14 protein-coding genes are annotated in these 12261 nt (G+C 27.4%); 10 read left to right on the top strand and 4 right to left on the bottom strand.

The window, feature by feature from the left end:
• Positions 1-13 precede the first annotated feature (13 nt).
• The 3 genes from ACTT9L_RS00570 to rsmA are packed head-to-tail and all read left to right on the top strand — an operon-like array spanning position 14 to position 2623.
• Complete coding sequence (locus ACTT9L_RS00570) at positions 14-889, top strand: peptidylprolyl isomerase (RefSeq protein ID WP_440927441.1); 876 nt, start codon at positions 14-16, stop codon at positions 887-889.
• A complete protein-coding gene (locus ACTT9L_RS00565; RefSeq protein WP_440927440.1) occupies positions 879-1844 on the top strand; it encodes a 4-hydroxythreonine-4-phosphate dehydrogenase PdxA in 966 nt (321 codons plus the stop codon). The genes ACTT9L_RS00570 and ACTT9L_RS00565 overlap by 11 nt, the downstream gene beginning before the upstream one ends.
• The gene (rsmA, locus tag ACTT9L_RS00560; protein WP_440927439.1) at positions 1841-2623 is read left to right on the top strand and encodes a 16S rRNA (adenine(1518)-N(6)/adenine(1519)-N(6))-dimethyltransferase RsmA; all 783 of its coding nucleotides are present in this window, start codon (positions 1841-1843) and stop codon (positions 2621-2623) included. Before ACTT9L_RS00565 ends, rsmA begins: the two co-directional genes overlap by 4 nt.
• On the opposite strand, the gene gmk is transcribed toward rsmA, so the two are convergent.
• The 4 genes from gmk to fabD are packed head-to-tail and all read right to left on the bottom strand — an operon-like array spanning position 2612 to position 5201.
• Positions 2612-3244, bottom strand: coding sequence for a guanylate kinase (gene gmk, locus ACTT9L_RS00555; RefSeq protein WP_440927438.1), 633 nt, complete (start codon positions 3242-3244; stop codon positions 2612-2614). The genes rsmA and gmk overlap by 12 nt on opposite strands.
• Before the next feature lie 8 nt (positions 3245-3252).
• Positions 3253-3492, bottom strand: coding sequence for an acyl carrier protein (locus ACTT9L_RS00550; RefSeq protein ID WP_008544320.1), 240 nt, complete (start codon positions 3490-3492; stop codon positions 3253-3255).
• Between the two features lie 48 nt (positions 3493-3540).
• On the bottom strand, positions 3541-4278 hold the full coding sequence (fabG, locus tag ACTT9L_RS00545; RefSeq protein WP_440927437.1) for a 3-oxoacyl-[acyl-carrier-protein] reductase: 738 nt from the start codon (positions 4276-4278) through the stop codon (positions 3541-3543).
• The gene (fabD, locus tag ACTT9L_RS00540; protein ID WP_440927436.1) at positions 4275-5201 is read right to left on the bottom strand and encodes an ACP S-malonyltransferase; all 927 of its coding nucleotides are present in this window, start codon (positions 5199-5201) and stop codon (positions 4275-4277) included. The genes fabG and fabD overlap by 4 nt, the downstream gene beginning before the upstream one ends.
• Positions 5202-5288: 87 nt before the next feature.
• Between fabD and rpsF the strand changes: the two genes are divergently transcribed.
• The 7 genes from rpsF (at position 5289) to purF (ending at position 12260) form a co-directional block, all read left to right on the top strand.
• Positions 5289-5642 (top strand): 30S ribosomal protein S6, encoded by a 354-nt coding sequence (rpsF, locus tag ACTT9L_RS00535; RefSeq protein WP_440927435.1) that lies wholly within the window; start codon positions 5289-5291, stop codon positions 5640-5642.
• Entirely contained in the window at positions 5642-5914 is a 273-nt protein-coding gene (gene rpsR, locus ACTT9L_RS00530; protein ID WP_440927434.1) for a 30S ribosomal protein S18, read from the top strand. The genes rpsF and rpsR overlap by 1 nt, the downstream gene beginning before the upstream one ends.
• A gap of 1 nt (position 5915) precedes the next feature.
• The gene (gene rplI / locus ACTT9L_RS00525; RefSeq protein WP_440927433.1) at positions 5916-6374 is read left to right on the top strand and encodes a 50S ribosomal protein L9; all 459 of its coding nucleotides are present in this window, start codon (positions 5916-5918) and stop codon (positions 6372-6374) included.
• A 69-nt stretch (positions 6375-6443) separates the two neighbouring features.
• A complete protein-coding gene (locus ACTT9L_RS00520; protein ID WP_440927432.1) occupies positions 6444-7862 on the top strand; it encodes a replicative DNA helicase in 1419 nt (472 codons plus the stop codon).
• A 21-nt stretch (positions 7863-7883) separates the two neighbouring features.
• Positions 7884-10274, top strand: a complete 2391-nt coding sequence (locus ACTT9L_RS00515) for an efflux RND transporter permease subunit (RefSeq protein WP_440927431.1) — start codon at positions 7884-7886, stop codon at positions 10272-10274.
• Positions 10275-10279: 5 nt separating this feature from the next.
• Positions 10280-10825: a CvpA family protein gene (locus tag ACTT9L_RS00510; protein WP_440927430.1), complete on the top strand. Its 546-nt coding sequence runs from the start codon at positions 10280-10282 to the stop codon at positions 10823-10825.
• On the top strand, positions 10779-12260 hold the full coding sequence (gene purF / locus ACTT9L_RS00505) for an amidophosphoribosyltransferase (RefSeq protein ID WP_440927429.1): 1482 nt from the start codon (positions 10779-10781) through the stop codon (positions 12258-12260). Before ACTT9L_RS00510 ends, purF begins: the two co-directional genes overlap by 47 nt.
• Position 12261: the final 1 nt, after the last annotated feature.

Below are 12261 nucleotides of genomic sequence, written 5' to 3'. Positions count from 1 at the left end.
TATTTTCTCAAATATGAGCCCTGTCTTAACTTTTGAGAATGAAATTGTTATAAAAATCAATAATAAAATTATTTCTTCAATAGATATAAATATAGAGTCCGATTATTTAATTGCTCTAAATCCTAATTTAGATTCTTTAAAAAATGATGAAATAAAGGAAATAGCAAAAAATTCTTTAATAAGAGAGACTATTAAAGATTTAGAATTGCAAAAATATAAAAATTTAAAAATTAACACAAGTCACCTTCAAAATATTATTGTTTCTATATACCAAAATATTGGTTTGAATAATGAAGATGAGTTTATAAGATACTTGGAAACTAAAAACATCAACATTGAATTTGTAAAAGAAAAACTTACAAAAGAAGCGATTTGGAATCAGCTTATTTACAATAAATTTTTTTCAAAGATTAAAATTGATAAAAAAAAAATTGAGAATGATTTAAAAAATATGAAGAAAACCTCTAGAACATTTTTACTTCATGAAATAGTCTTTAATGCAGAAAATAGTAGTGAAAAAAAAAAAATATTTGATCAAATCAAAAATAGTATAGACAAAAATGGTTTTGAAAATACAGCCTCAATATATAGTATATCAAGTACCTCTAAAACTGGCGGTAAATTGGGTTGGATTAGTGAAAAATCTTTAAACAAAAAGATTTTAGAAAGTATTAATAATTTAAAAATTAATGAATTTACCGATCCCGTTATAGTCCCTGGTGGTTTTCTAATTTTAATTGTTAAAGATAGAAAAATTGTTGAAGAAAAGATTGATGAAAAAAAAAATTTTGCTTTAATAGTAAGAAGAATGCAAAATCAACAATTAAACCAATATTCAAATATTTATTTTAATAAAATAAAGAAAGATATTTATTTAGATGCAAAATAAACCCATTATAATTGTAAATGGTGAACCAAATAGTATTTTTTTAGAAATATTTTTTAAAGCAATTAAATTTAAAAAATATAATTCCCCAATTTTACTTATATCATCTTTGAAATTATTAAAATTTTATATGAAAAAATTTAAATTTTATAAGAAAATTGAGATAATTGATAAAGAAAACATAAATCTTAATAAACTAAACAATAAATCGATAAATTTAATTGATGTAAAATATGATTTACAAAAAAATATGAAAAAAATTTCTGCGCGATCAAATAAATTTATCAAAAATTCTTTTGACATTGCTTTAGGTATGATTTATTCCGGAGTATCCAATAAATTAATTAATGGACCCATATCAAAAAAAACCTTCTTGAAAAAAAAATATCTTGGTATCACTGAGTATATTGCAGAAAAAAGTAATAATAAAAATGTAACTATGTTAATATATAATAAAGATTTATCTGTATGTCCTTTAACAACACACGTTCCAATCAAACAAGTTTCAAAACTAATAACAAAAAAAAATATATTTAATTCCGTATCACTTATTAACAATTTTTATAAGAAAAAAGCGGGATTCAAACCTAAAATCGCTGTTCTTGGCTTAAACCCACATTGTGAAAGTATTGACAAAAATAATGAAGATGAAAAAATTCTAAAACCTACAATAAAACATTTGCATAGTTTAGGATATAAAATATCGGGTCCATATTCAGCAGATACATTCTTTATGAGAAAAAACAGAAATAAATTTAATGTAGTAATAGGAATGTATCATGACCAAGTTTTAACTCCTTTAAAAACGATATTTGAATACGATGCAATTAATATTACACTTGGTCTACCATTTTTAAGAGTAACCCCAGATCATGGACCTAATGTTCAGATGATAGGTAAAAATATCTCTGATCCCCTAAGTTTAATACAAGCTATTACATTTTTGGATAAAGATTGATTAAAGCTAAAAAAAGTTTAGGACAAAATTTTCTAATCGATCAGAATATTTTAGAAAAAATTACAAATGCAACAGAAATTAAAGACAAAACTATATTAGAAATAGGTCCAGGAACAGGGAATTTAACCTCGTTTATTTTAAAAAAAAAACCTAAGAAATTTTACGTCGTTGAAAAAGATAAAAACTTAGCATCCAATTTGAAAAATAATTTTAAAGATGAGCTGATGATAATTAATGATGATATACTAAATATAAATGAAAGTTCACTTTTTAATGAAAAGGTGACAGTTTTTGGAAACCTTCCTTACAACATATCCACAGAAATAATTACTAAATGGATAATTAATTTTAATAATTCTTTATGGTTTGACTGTCTAGTTTTAATGTTTCAAAAAGAAGTTGCTGACAGAATTATTGCAGAATTTAATACCTCTAATTATGGGAGATTATCAATAATTTGCAACTGGATGCTTAAAATTAAAAAAATATGCGATATTAAACCAGATGCATTCTCGCCAAAACCAAAAATTGATAGCTCATTGCTAATATTTTATCCAAAGAAAAATTTTATAAAAATTAATCCTAATAGTTTAGAAAAAGTTACAAGAGTTTTTTTTAACCAAAGAAGAAAAATGTTAAAAAAACCCTTTAATCAACTTTTCAATGGAGATCAAAAAGTTTTAAAAAGATTAAAAATTAATTTAAATTTAAGACCGCAAAATCTAAATTTTGAAACTTACTACAACCTAGCTTATGAATATGAAAATTTAAGTCGTTAGTTTTTCTATATGTCTTCTGATATAATCTGGATCATAATCTTTTGAACCATTATTTATTACTGCATCAATTAAATTTGAAATTTTAATATAACATTCATTTAAATCATTATTAATAACTACGTAATCATAATTGATCCAATGTAATACGTCTCTCTCGAATTGTTTCATTCGTTCTTCAGCTATTAATTTATTATTTTCATGTCTTTTGGATAATCTTTCAAACAAAATTTCTTTACTGGGAGGTAGTATGAAAAAAGTGATTAAATTATAATCTAATTTTTTGTTCTTTATTTGATCGGCACCCTGCCAATCAATATCAAAAAGCACATTTTTGCTTTTATTAAGTTTGTCTATGACAGGTGTTCTTGTTGTACCATAAAAATTGTTGAAAACTTTTGCGTATTCAAGAAATTCCTCGTTTTTAATTAGCCTCTTAAACTCTGGCTCATTAACAAAAAAATAATCTTCATTTTGATTTTCGTTTGGCCTAGGTTGTCTGGTAGTATGAGATATTGAGATTTCAAAATTATCTTTTTCAGATAATTTTTTAACTAGAGTGGTTTTACCTGCTCCTGAAGGAGAAGATAATATTATCATTACTCCATCTTTTTCTGATGGCATTAAAATTTCTAGTTAGCTTTTCCTTCGATAAATTTAACTGCATCACCTACAGTTAAAATCTTCTCGGCTTCGCTGTCTGAAATTTCAGATCCAAATTCCTCTTCAAAAGCCATCACTAATTCAACTGTATCTAAGCTATCTGCACCTAAGTCATCTATAAAACTTGACTCCTCTGTAACTTTAGCTTCATCGATACCTAAGTGATCAGCTACAATTTTTTTTACTTTGCTTGAAACGTCTTCTGACATATTGATCCTTTTTGTTATAAATTCTTATTAGTTTAAAAACCTATTTTGTCAACCCATATACATGCCCCCATTAACATGCAAGGTTTCACCATTTATATAACTTGATTGACTTGAGCATAAAAAAAGTACTGCATTTGCAATATCATCTGGCTCCCCTAGACGCGCTGATGGTATCTTTGATATTATAGCTTCTTTAAATTTATCATCTAATTTATCTGTCATTGCTGTTTTAATAAAGCCTGGAGAAATACAATTTATATTTAAATTTTTTTTAGCATATTCTATTGCCAAACTTTTTGACATAGCAATTATTCCTGCCTTTGATGCTGTATAATTTGCCTGCCCTAGATTCCCTGTATGACCGACAACTGAAGTGATATTTACAACTTTTCCAGATTTATTTTTAAGCATTTTTTTTATCGCAAATTTACTCATTAAAAAAGTCGATGTTAAATTAATATGGATTACTTTTTGCCATTCTTCTAAACTCATCCTTATTGCCAAATTGTCTCGAGTAATACCTGCATTGTTGACAATGCAATCTAAACTACCACCAAGTTCTTGTGTTGCATTTTCAATAAATTTCTCAATTTTATCACTTTGAGAAATATCAAACTTTAATATTTTAATGTTTCTACATTTTCCTTTTAACTCCTCAAGTTTTTCTAATCTTGTACCTGAAGCTAAAACATTTGCTCCAGCTTGATTTAATTTTTCAACAATTGAATTGCCTATCCCACCTGAGGCACCTGTAACTATAATGTTTTTACCTTTTAAATCTGTCATATTTTTAAACTCTCAATATCACTTTGGTTATTGATTGTATCAATTTTAACATCTCTATTAATTCTTTTTACCAAACCCGACAAAACTTTCCCAGGTCCAATTTCAATAAAATGATTTACGTTATTTTCTATCATATTAATTACGCTTTCTCTCCATCTAACTCTATTTTCAATTTGCTTAATTAAAAGACTTTTGAGCTCATTTGGATCTTTAATTTCATTAGCTGTTACATTTGAAATCAATTTATTTTGTCCATTTTTAAAATTAAGCTTATTTAATTCTTCTGTCATTATTTTAGTAGCATTACTCATTAAATCACAGTGAAAGGGTGCACTTACAGGAAGCTTTATATTTTTTATTGAATTATCCTTTAAAACTTTAATTAACTTTTCCAAATCTTCTGTTTTTCCACTTAAAACGATTTGACCTTCAGAATTGTCATTAGCAATTTGTGCTTTTAAATTTTCCTCATTTTCTGTCAAAATTTTTTCAATCTCATCGACTTTTGATCCTAATACTGCAACCATACCTCCCTGTCCTTTAGGTACAGCGTTTTGCATAGCATCTCCTCTTATTCTTAATATTTTTAAAGTATCTGAAAAATCGAGATATCCTGCACATGATAAAGCTGAATATTCACCTAAAGAGTGTCCAGCAAAGTATTTTGCTTTATTTAAATCTAATTTAAATTCATTTTTTGCTAAATTAAATATCGAGTAACTTATTAAAAATATTGCTGGTTGTGTATTGGCTGTTAAATCTAATTCTTCCTTCGGTCCTTCCAGTATAATCTTAGAAATAGAAAAATTTAATGTTTCATCTGCCTGTTTAAAAAGTTGTTTTACTTTATTAAATTTATTGTAAAGCTCTTTTCCCATGCCCACTATTTGAGATCCCTGACCTGGAAAAATTACTGAAAACATATAAAAAAAACTTATATTTTTACCTATTTAACTATTGTAATTGAACTTTTATAATAGTATATCCTCATTTTTTATTAAAGAACTTACATGAATTTATACGAACATACTATTATTGCCAGACAAGATACTTCACCCAGTGAATTAAAGCAACTAACAGAAAAGTATTCTAAAATTGTTGAAAAAAATGATGGAGAAGTTATTAAAACTGAAAATTGGGGATTACTAAATTTATCTTATCTTATTAAAAAGAATAAAAAGGGAAGTTATATACACTTTAAAATAAAAGGCAAAGGTAATGTAATTGATGAATTAGAAAAAAATGAAGCTATAGATAAAAAATTACTTAGATATCTAACAGTTAGAGTAAAAAAATTTGATTTAAAAACAAACTATTTTGGAAAAAAAGAGGATAGTGAAAAAAAAGAAATTGCTAAAAACTAATGCCAAAAAGACAAAGTGGAAATAAAAAAGGTAAACAGAGTAATTTTGCAAAATTAAGTATTTTTCAACCAAATAAATACAAATTTAAAAAAACTTGTCCATTATCTGTAAAAGGTGCGCCAGAAGTGGACTATAAAAATATCAAACTTTTAAAAAAATATGTTTCTGAAAATGGTAAAATTTTACCTTCTAGGATTACAAATGTATCTCAAAAAAAACAAAGGCAACTTTCTCTTTCAATCAAAAGAGCAAGAAATTTAGCATTAATATAAAATGAAAGTAATCTTATTAGAAAATATAAAAAGAATTGGATCTATAGGTGAAGTAATAGATGTGAAAAGAGGTTTCGCTAGAAACTTTCTAATTGCTAATAAAAAAGCTCTTTATGCATCAAAAGAAAATATTAAAGAAGTAGAAAAAATTAAAGCTGACTTATCTAAGAAAGATACTGAAAAGAAAAAAGAAGCCACTAAAATCGCTGAACAAATTAACGGTAAACAATATTCTGTGAAAAAATTAAGTACAGAAAATAATGAATTATATGGTTCTGTTAAACCAACTGAAATTTCAAAACTTATTCAAGAAGAAAACAAAATTGATATCAAACCTTCTATGATTCAACCAGTTGAAGAAATAAAATCTTTAGGAAAATTTAAAGTTAAAATTTCTTTACACTCTGAAGTTGATGCTGAAATTTCAATAAATGTTTCTTCGGCTGATACAATTCAATAATTATACAGTCTTTTCCCCAGCATCAATTTACAATTTAATTGAGCCATTTTTTATGTAAATTTTATCTTCATGGAAAATAATTTAAGTATAGTCAAAGATCAATTTAAAGAATTACCAAATAACATCGAAGCAGAGCAAGCTGTCATAGGATCTATTCTTGTAAGTAACGAGATGTTTGATGAAATAAGTACTATCATTGAAGCTTCTAATTTTTATGATCCTATGCATCAAAAAATTTTTGAATCTATTTCAAGTTTAATTTATAAAGGACTTTTAGCAAATCCAATTACTCTAAAAAATTATTTTGAAGATGAAAAAGATGATTTAAATGTTCCTGAATATCTAGTAAAGGTAACTAAATTTTCCACTTCAGTTAGACAAACAATAGAATATTCTAAAATTATTTATGATATGTTTGTTCGAAGAGAATTGATTAAAATTTCTGAACAAACTGTTGATGATGTTAAAGTAAACGACCTTCAAACAAATGGACAAAATATTATTGAGAAAACTGAAAAATCATTATTTGATTTAGCAGAAAAAGGTTCGTTTAATTCTAACATAATCAAATTTGATGAAGCAATGAAACAGACTATTGATATGGCATCAGCAGCATATAAAAATGAAGGAGGTATAGTAGGTGTTCCTACTGGACTTAGAGATCTAGATTATAAACTTGGTGGTTTGCACCAATCTGATTTGATAATTATTGCTGGACGTCCCTCTATGGGTAAAACATCTTTAGCAACTAATATCGCGTTTAATGCAGCAAAAAATATACAAGAAAGTGGTAAAGAATCTTCAATTGCTTTTTTTTCGCTAGAAATGTCATCTGAACAATTGTCTACAAGAATTATTTCAGAACAAGCAAGAATTAGCTCAAACGATATAAGACAAGGAAGAATTACCGATGAACAATTTGATAAATTCTTAGAAACCTCTAAGGATATTTCAGACTTACCTCTATTTATAGATGAAACACCTGCAATAAGTATTGCAGCTATGAGCAATAGAGCAAGAAGAATTAAAAGACGAAGCGGTCTAGATATGATTGTAGTTGATTACATTCAATTAATGAGAGGAACTACTTTTAATAAAGACGGAAGAGTGCAAGAAATCTCTCAGATTACTCAAGGGCTAAAAGCTATAGCCAAAGAACTTTCTGTTCCAGTGGTAGCTCTTTCACAGTTATCAAGACAAGTAGAGCAAAGAGATGATCATAAGCCTCAATTGGCAGACTTAAGAGAATCTGGTTCTATTGAACAAGATGCTGATGTTGTAATGTTTGTTTATAGAGAAGGATATTATTTACAGAGAAAAGAGCCGAGAGAAGCAACAGTTGAACACGCTGAGTGGCAAGCAAAAATGAATGAAGTTGCACATTTAGCCGAAATTATAATTGGAAAACAAAGACACGGTCCTATTGGTAAAGTAACTCTTGAATTTGAGGAAAGATTTACAAAATTTAAGGATACTCAATTAAGTTAATTTCCAATATAAAGAGCTTGAATGATAGCTCATTTTTATCAAAACATTATACTTAAAAATCCTAAAGCAATATTTGTATTGTTAATTATTGCTATTTTAAGTTTTGGGTACTATTCAAAAAATTTTAGACTAGATGCTTCCTCAGAAACTCTCTTGATAGAAGGAGACCCAGATTTAGCATACTTGAAAGAAGTTTCAGAAAGGTATGGATCTAAAGAATTTTTAATTCTTACCTATACACCAAATGGGGGAATGGTAACCGACAAATCAATTAATAATTTATTAAGTATTAAATATAAAATTCAGAGCCTCAACTGGGTCCATAGTGTAATTACGTTATTAGATATTCCTCTTTTAAATAATTCAGATGCTCCTCTTCAAGAAAGACTAGAAAGCTTCAAAACATTAAAAGATGAAGATGTTGATAGAAATAGAGGTTTTGAAGAAATTTTAAATAGTCCTGTTTTTAGAAATTTTGTCATAAGTGAAGATGGTAAAACTAGTGGAATTATTGTTAACATTAAACAATCTCAAAAATTAGAAGATATAGAAAATAAATCCAAAGAAGAGGTTGAACTAATCAAAGATCAAATAAAAAAACAAAACCATCAGAATATTTTAGAAATTAGACAAGTAATTCAAAGTTATGGTGACGTTGGAAAGATTTATCTTGGAGGAATACCAATGATTGCAGACGATATGATGACTTTTATCAAAAGCGATATAATTGTTTTTGGTTTGGGTGTTCTAATATTTATAATTGCCACTTTATGGTTTGTTTTTAGAAATCTTCTTTGGATTGTAGTTCCAATAAGCAGTTGTCTTTTTTCTGTGATAATTATGATGGGGTTACTTGGGCTAATAGGATGGAAAGTTACAGTTATCTCATCAAATTTTATTGCACTGATGTTAATTCTAACAATGGCAATGAATATTCATATGAGCACCAGGTTTCTTCAGCTTAAAAAAGATTTTCCATCAAAAAATAATTTTGAAATTATTTCATTAACAACTTCAAAAATGTTTTGGCCAATTCTTTATACTGTTTTAACTACGATTTTTGCTTTCTTATCTTTAATTTTTAGTGAAATAAAACCTATTATTGACTTTGGTTGGATGATGACTTTTGGGTTAATCACATCATTTATAATTACATTTACTCTACTACCTACCCTTCTAAACTTTGCACCCACAAATAATATTTCAGTTAAAAAAGAACAAAAATCTAAAATTACAAATTTACTTGGTCTAATTTCTCTCAATAATAAAAACTCAATATTCTTGGTAACTGGAGTAGTTGTAATTTTTAGTATTGTTGGAATAAGTAAGCTAGAAGTTGAAAATAGTTTTATAAATTACTTTGATAAGAATACCGAAATTTATAAAGGTATGAAACTTATAGACGAAGAACTAGGTGGAACCACACCTTTAGAGGTTATTATAAAATTTCCAAAGAAAGAAAAGGTAAAAAAGTCTGAAGAAGATGATGAATTTGAAGATTGGGGCGATGAAGAAGATACTAATGATGAAAAATATTGGTTTACAAAAGATAAAATTGATCTAATTGCATCTGTTCATAATTACTTAGATAGCTTACCTGGAATTGGTAAAGTTCTATCCTTTTCATCTATTGTTGAGGTAGCTACTCAATTAAATAACAACAAGACTTTAGGCACTTTAGAAATGGGAGTACTTTACTCTAAAATTCCTGAGAGCATTAAAACTGAAATCATTGATCCCTATCTTTCAATCAAAGATAATGAGGCTCGAATTAGTTTAAGAATTATAGACTCACAGGAAGATTTAAGAAGAAATGATTTAATTAACAAAATTAATTTTGATTTAAAAGATAAATTTGGTTTAGAAGAAAAAGATTATAAGCTAGCCGGTGTTTTAATATTATTTAATAATTTATTACAAAGCCTGTTTAAATCTCAAATTTTAACATTGGGATTAGTTATGATTGGAATATTTTCAATGTTCATAATCTTATTTAGAAATATTAAACTTTCATTGATTGGTGTTGTACCAAATTTTATTGCTGCTTTTTTTATCTTAGGAATAATTGGATTGTTAGGAATACCTTTAGATATGATGACGATAACTATTGCAGCAATTACAATAGGAATTGCTGTAGATAACAGCATTCACTATATTTACAGATTTAAAGAAGAGTTTAGTAAAATAAAGGATTACAACAAAACATTAAAAACTTGCCATTCAACTGTTGGAGTCGCTATACTAAACACTTCAATTACGATTGTTTTTGGATTTTCAATTTTGGTGTTATCTAAGTTTATTCCGACAATTTATTTTGGTGTATTTACTGGACTTGCTATGTTATTAGCTATGATATCTGTATTAACACTGCTTCCTGCATTAATCTTAATTATCAAACCTTTTGGCAAATAATCTTAATGTTAGAAATCATAAAAGATTTTTATAAAGCAATATCAATAATTGATTTAATTTATTTAATTTTAACAATTCTTTCTTTGATAAATTGTTACAAAAAGGGATTCATTTTAAGTATTCTCTCGATGGCTAAATGGTTGCTGGCATACATAATTACACTAATTTTATTTCCAAAAATTAAACCATATATAAAAGACATAATTGATAATGAGTATGTGCTCGATGTTAGTTTGGGAATAGTAATATTTGTGGTTGTTATCTTTTTGGTTCTATTAGTTAATAAAGGAATAAGCAAAGCAGTTAGATATACAGGAATCGGTGGCTTAGATACAACATTTGGATTCTTTTTTGGTTTTATAAGAGCTTACATTATTTCTGTTTGTATATTTTCAGGTGCTCATATCGTTTATAATTATGATAAATGGCCGATAAATTTTGACAAATCATACGTCTTTCCATATTTAGAAAAAGGTAGTAGTTATTTGATAAAAGAATTTCCTAATGAAAAAACATATCAAGATTCTAAAGAAAAAATTCAGGACCTATAATCCAAGATTAAATGAAGAGTGTGGGGTTTTTGGCATAAGCAATGCAAAAGATGCTTCAGCTTTAACAGCACTTGGACTGCATGCTCTACAACACAGAGGTCAAGAAGGCTGTGGTATAGTCACTTTTGATGGGGAAAAATATTATTCTGAGAAAAGATTTGGTTTAGTTGGAGATAATTTCAACAAAGAAAAAGTGCTTAACAATCTTAAGGGAAATTATGCAATTGGCCATAACAGATATAGTACAACTGGAAATAATATATTAAGAAACATACAGCCTTTTTTTGCTGACACTAATGCAGGTGGTATTGGAGTTGCACATAACGGAAATCTTACTAATTCAATATCATTAAGAAAAAAATTAGTAGAAGAAGGAGCAATATTTTATACTACTTCAGATACTGAAACGATCGTTCAACTAATTGCTAAATCAAAAAGACCCAAAACAATTGATAAAGTTATTGATGCAATTTTTCAAATTCAAGGTGGTTATGCTTTGGTAATGCTAACTCAAAACTCATTGATTGGGGTACGAGACCCTTATGGAATCAGGCCACTAGTTATTGGTAAACTTGGAAGTAGTTATGTTCTTGCATCCGAAACTTGTGCGTTCGACATTATTGGTGCAAAATTTATTAGAGAGGTTGAGAACGGTGAAATAGTTTTAATTGAAAAAAATAAATTAAAAAGTGTTAAGCCTTTTCCTCTTAAAAAAGTAAGACCATGTGTCTTTGAATATATTTATTTTTCAAGACCTGATAGCTTGATTGGAGGGAAAACAGCTTATGAACACAGAAAAAACCTAGGTAAAGAACTTGCAAAAGAAAGTAAAATCGATGCTGATATTGTGGTTCCAGTGCCAGATTCTGGAAATGCTGCTGCTATGGGTTTTGCTCAAGAATTAAAAATGAATTTTGAACATGGATTAATTAGAAATCATTATGTTGGAAGAACTTTTATTGAACCAAGCCAGAAAATAAGAAGCTTAGGTGTTAAATTAAAACTAAATGCTAATCAATCAACTATTAAAAATAAAAAAATAATTCTAATTGATGACTCACTTGTTAGAGGAACAACGTCTCATAAAATTGTAAAAATGCTTTATGATGGTGGTGCAAAAGAAGTTCATGTTAAGATTGCATGTCCTGAAATAAGATACCCAGATTTCTATGGAGTAGATACGCCAACAAAAAAAGAATTATTGGCTGCAAACAAAACTAATGATGAAATTTGTAAATATATCGGTGCCAAATCTCTAAGTTTTTTATCAATAGATGGATTATATAAAGCAATAGGTTATGAAAACAGAAGCAAAATTTATCCACAATTAACGGATCATTATTTTACAGGTGATTATCCAGTGAAATTGGTTGATGAGTTGGGAGACAATAAAATTACTCAATTGTCATTATTGAGTTCAGCATCAAATAATTAAA

Source organism: Candidatus Pelagibacter sp. (genome assembly GCF_052049675.1).
Taxonomy (GTDB): Bacteria; Pseudomonadota; Alphaproteobacteria; order Pelagibacterales; family Pelagibacteraceae; genus Pelagibacter.
The sequence above is the reverse complement of the archived record's forward strand: the minus strand, read 5'-3'. Positions and strand labels throughout refer to the sequence as shown.

What these genes read in the sequence shown, in the direction of transcription:
- ACTT9L_RS00570 (WP_440927441.1), top strand. Translation starts at nt 14, where the DNA reads ATGAGCCCTGTCTTAACTTTTGAGAATGAAATTGTTATAAAAATCAAT.
- ACTT9L_RS00565 (WP_440927440.1), top strand. Translation starts at nt 879, where the DNA reads ATGCAAAATAAACCCATTATAATTGTAAATGGTGAACCAAATAGTATT.
- gmk (WP_440927438.1), bottom strand. Translation starts at nt 3,244, where the DNA reads ATGCCATCAGAAAAAGATGGAGTAATGATAATATTATCTTCTCCTTCA.
- ACTT9L_RS00550 (WP_008544320.1), bottom strand. Translation starts at nt 3,492, where the DNA reads ATGTCAGAAGACGTTTCAAGCAAAGTAAAAAAAATTGTAGCTGATCAC.
- fabG (WP_440927437.1), bottom strand. Translation starts at nt 4,278, where the DNA reads ATGACAGATTTAAAAGGTAAAAACATTATAGTTACAGGTGCCTCAGGT.
- fabD (WP_440927436.1), bottom strand. Translation starts at nt 5,201, where the DNA reads ATGTTTTCAGTAATTTTTCCAGGTCAGGGATCTCAAATAGTGGGCATG.
- rpsF (WP_440927435.1), top strand. Translation starts at nt 5,289, where the DNA reads ATGAATTTATACGAACATACTATTATTGCCAGACAAGATACTTCACCC.
- rpsR (WP_440927434.1), top strand. Translation starts at nt 5,642, where the DNA reads ATGCCAAAAAGACAAAGTGGAAATAAAAAAGGTAAACAGAGTAATTTT.
- rplI (WP_440927433.1), top strand. Translation starts at nt 5,916, where the DNA reads ATGAAAGTAATCTTATTAGAAAATATAAAAAGAATTGGATCTATAGGT.
- ACTT9L_RS00520 (WP_440927432.1), top strand. Translation starts at nt 6,444, where the DNA reads ATGGAAAATAATTTAAGTATAGTCAAAGATCAATTTAAAGAATTACCA.
- ACTT9L_RS00515 (WP_440927431.1), top strand. Translation starts at nt 7,884, where the DNA reads ATGATAGCTCATTTTTATCAAAACATTATACTTAAAAATCCTAAAGCA.
- ACTT9L_RS00510 (WP_440927430.1), top strand. Translation starts at nt 10,280, where the DNA reads ATGTTAGAAATCATAAAAGATTTTTATAAAGCAATATCAATAATTGAT.
- purF (WP_440927429.1), top strand. Translation starts at nt 10,779, where the DNA reads ATGAAAAAACATATCAAGATTCTAAAGAAAAAATTCAGGACCTATAAT.